The sequence below is a fragment of the Lysobacter enzymogenes genome (assembly GCF_017168095.1).
Classification (GTDB): domain Bacteria; phylum Pseudomonadota; class Gammaproteobacteria; order Xanthomonadales; family Xanthomonadaceae; genus Lysobacter; species Lysobacter enzymogenes_D.
The window spans coordinates 1-3,005 of the sequence record NZ_LXSD01000559.1; the positions used below are offsets into that span (position 1 = coordinate 1).

The following is a 3,005-nucleotide window of genomic DNA, read 5'->3' on the forward strand; positions in this document are numbered from 1 at the left end:
CGCGCGCGGCGCCGGCGGCAAGAAATCGCGCGGCGGCGGCGCGGGCGCGGCGGCCGCGGTCGCCGACCTCGCCCCCGACGCGCTGGCCCGCTTCAACGCCCTGCGCGAATGGCGCTCGACTACCGCGCGCGAACAGAACGTGCCCGCCTACGTGATCTTCCACGACGCCACCCTGCGCGCCATCGCCGAACAGGCGCCGGACGACCTCGACGATCTGGCCCAGATCCCCGGCATCGGCGCGAGCAAGCTCGACCGCTACGGCGAGGCGGTGCTGCAGCATCTGCTCGATCACGAGTAGTCGCTGCGGCGGCGCTGGCTGCGGGACGGGTGCGTCGTAGTCGGGTCGTCGCGGTCGCGGCTCGCGCCGCTCCTACAGGGGCCACGGCAAGTCGCGTATCCGACTGTAGGAGCGGCGCAAGCCGCGACCGCGGCAACTCAGCAACGACAAACCCCGCCCCACTATCGCGAACCCGCCAGCGCCGCTCACGCCCATCCCACCGCCGCGCCGTCGCCCCGCTCCGCTTCCGCCGCATCCGCCCTCACGGCAACTGATACGCGAAGTTCAAATTCCAGCGCGGCTTGCGGTCGTCCGTCTCCAACGGCAAATCCGCGGTCGGCTTGGCGTAGGCGAAATCGATGTTGTAGTGCTTGTTGTCCGACAGCCGCACCCCCAGCGCGACCGTGCCCAGCCGGTTCGGCGCCGGCCGGCGGCCGTCGCTCAGCGACACCTGCGCGTGCTGCACGCTCAGGTACGGCGATACCGCCTTGAGCCAGCGCGTGTCCGGCTTGAAGTTGCGGCTCAGCTCCAGGCCCACGCCCCAGCCGCGGTCGCCCGAGGTTTCGCCGGGGTCGTAGGCCAGGGCGAAGCGGGTGCCGCCGAAGCTGATCTGCTCCGACGACGGCAGGCGGTCGCGCGTGTACTGCGCGGTCGCGCGCAATACCGCGAGGTAGCGCTGGTCCTTCCACGCCCGGCTCTGGGCGAACCCGAGGTTGTAGCGGGTGAACGCCACGTCGCTGGCCGCGGGCAGGATCGCGCCGCCGATGTTGGTCAGGGTCTCGGCCTTGGCGCCCCAGGCGTCGAGGCCGCGCGCGATCTGCACGCTGACCTGGCGCGCGCGGTCCTTCCTGGCCTGGGCGAAATCCAGCCCGGCCTGCAGCACCCGGGTCTTGGAGCGCTGCTCCAGGCTCGCGCCGTTGATCGTGTTGAGGTAGCGGTCGGACTGATCGGCCGCGTACGCGCCCAGCGACAGGAACAGCGAGCGCTCGCTCTCCAGCCGCAGCGGATAGCGCGCGCTGAGCGCGTAGCGGTCCTGCTCGACGCGATGGTCGAGGAACGCCGGCAGCGGCGTCTGCGTCGCCGGCACGCCGCGATAGCGCGAACCTTCGGCGCGGCCGATCCAGCCGTCGCTGCCGAACAATTGCTGATAGCCGGCGCTGTAGAAGCGCTCGTTGCCGCGGCCGTCCGGGTACAGCGCCGCCAGGCTCCATTGCTCGGCCAAGGACGTCAGCGCATTGAGATTGAGCGTGGCCAGGCCCTGGGTGCCGGGATGGTTGAATTCCAGCGCCCAGGTCGCGTCATAGCGCTTGGCCTGGACGGTGACGTCCAGCGAGGTCGCGCCGTCGGTGGTGGTCGGCGCCGGCACATTGAGGCCGATCTTCGCCCCCGGCAGGAAACCCAGGATCTGCGAATAGCGCTCGAAGGTCTTCTGCCGCAGCGGCCGGTCGTCGACGATGCGCTGGGCGATCGCGCGGATCTTGCGCTCCAGCCTGCCGGCCTGGCCCTGGATGCGCACTTGCGCGACGTAGCCTTCCACCGCGACTACCCGCACCGCGCCGTCGGCGAAGTCCTGGGTCGGCACATAGCAGAACGACAGCGCGTAGCCGCGTTCGCGATACAGCTTGGTGCAGGCCTCGGCCGCGGTCAGCAGCTGGGCGACGGTGATCGGCTGGCCGGCCAGCGGCTTGAACAGGCCGATCACATCGTCGAACGGCACCGACTTGACCCCGGACACCTCGAACCGCGACGGCGTCAGCTGCAAGGCCAGGAACGCGGCCATCTCGGGATTCTGCTGCGGCGCGACCGTGGTTTCGACCTTGCTCGGGCCCTTGGGCAGCGGCGCCTGCGGCAGCGTCTGCAGCGGATTGCCGGTGCTCGGCAAGCGCGGCGCGGCGGTTTGCGCCGATGCGGGCGGACTGGCGTACAGACACGCCGACAACGCCAGCGCGAGCGGATAGCGCTTCCCCCAAAGCCCTGTACCCATGCACGGCCCCTTGTCGTCGGCAACCCGAATCTGAGCAGGCAAGCGGCGCCGGAAGTCGCCGACCATCGCTGACAGCGACCGCGGCGCCGCGAAAGCCAGGCGCGTCCGCCCTGGGCCGGGCGCGCCTGCGCTGACGAACTCCAATCTACGTGCCTATGCCGCGACGGGAACGGCGCGTGGCCGTTCCCGCGCGGTCGATCACAGCTGCATCCGGACCGAGCCGACGCTTACGGCTTGGCGCCCTTCTTGCCGAGCAGCCCGGTGCCGAGCAGGCCGCCCTTGTCGTTGCTCGTATTGCCGAGCACGCCGCCGAGCAAACCGCCGTTGGCGTTGTTGAGCCCGGTCGCCCCGGCTACGCCGTTGACGACCGTGCTCAGCCCCTGAGTCACCGGCTGCAGCGGCCCGTTGACCGCTGCCGTCGCGCCCGTGCCGACTTGGTTGACCCCGCTGCCGACGCCGGACACCACGCCGCCGACCAGATTGGTCACCGGCGCCAGCGGAGTCGCCGCGCCGGCGCTGGCCAGCCCGGTGCCGACGCCGCCGACCGTGACGCCCACGCCGGCCACGCCGGTGGTCGCGCCGGCCGCGGTCACCCCGACCGGATTGGCGATCGAACCGGCATTGCCGAGCCCGGCGTTGATGCCGGCGCCGACCGTGCCGAGGTTGCCGCTCAGGCCGGTCACCGCGCCGCCGACCACGCTGGTCACGCCGCCGGCGCCGCCGGGTACCGGCGCGCCGCCGATC

Annotated in this window: 3 protein-coding genes; 1 reads left to right on the forward strand and 2 read right to left on the reverse strand. The window is 71.6% G+C overall.

Annotated elements, in window-relative coordinates; genetic code table 11:
• Positions 1-298: HRDC domain-containing protein (locus A7A76_RS22090; protein ID WP_206413333.1), on the forward strand; the 298-nt coding region annotated here is incomplete at its 5' end.
• 241 nt (positions 299-539) lie between these two features.
• Here the strand turns inward: A7A76_RS22090 and A7A76_RS22095 are convergent.
• Together A7A76_RS22095 and A7A76_RS22100 are read right to left on the reverse strand one after the other, a co-directional pair.
• On the reverse strand, positions 540-2,261 hold the full coding sequence (locus tag A7A76_RS22095) for a ShlB/FhaC/HecB family hemolysin secretion/activation protein (protein WP_206413334.1): 1,722 nt from the start codon (positions 2,259-2,261) through the stop codon (positions 540-542).
• Between the two features lie 227 nt (positions 2,262-2,488).
• Positions 2,489-3,005, reverse strand: a 517-nt coding sequence (locus A7A76_RS22100) for a collagen-like triple helix repeat-containing protein (RefSeq protein WP_206413335.1), incomplete at its 5' end; no start/stop codon positions are given.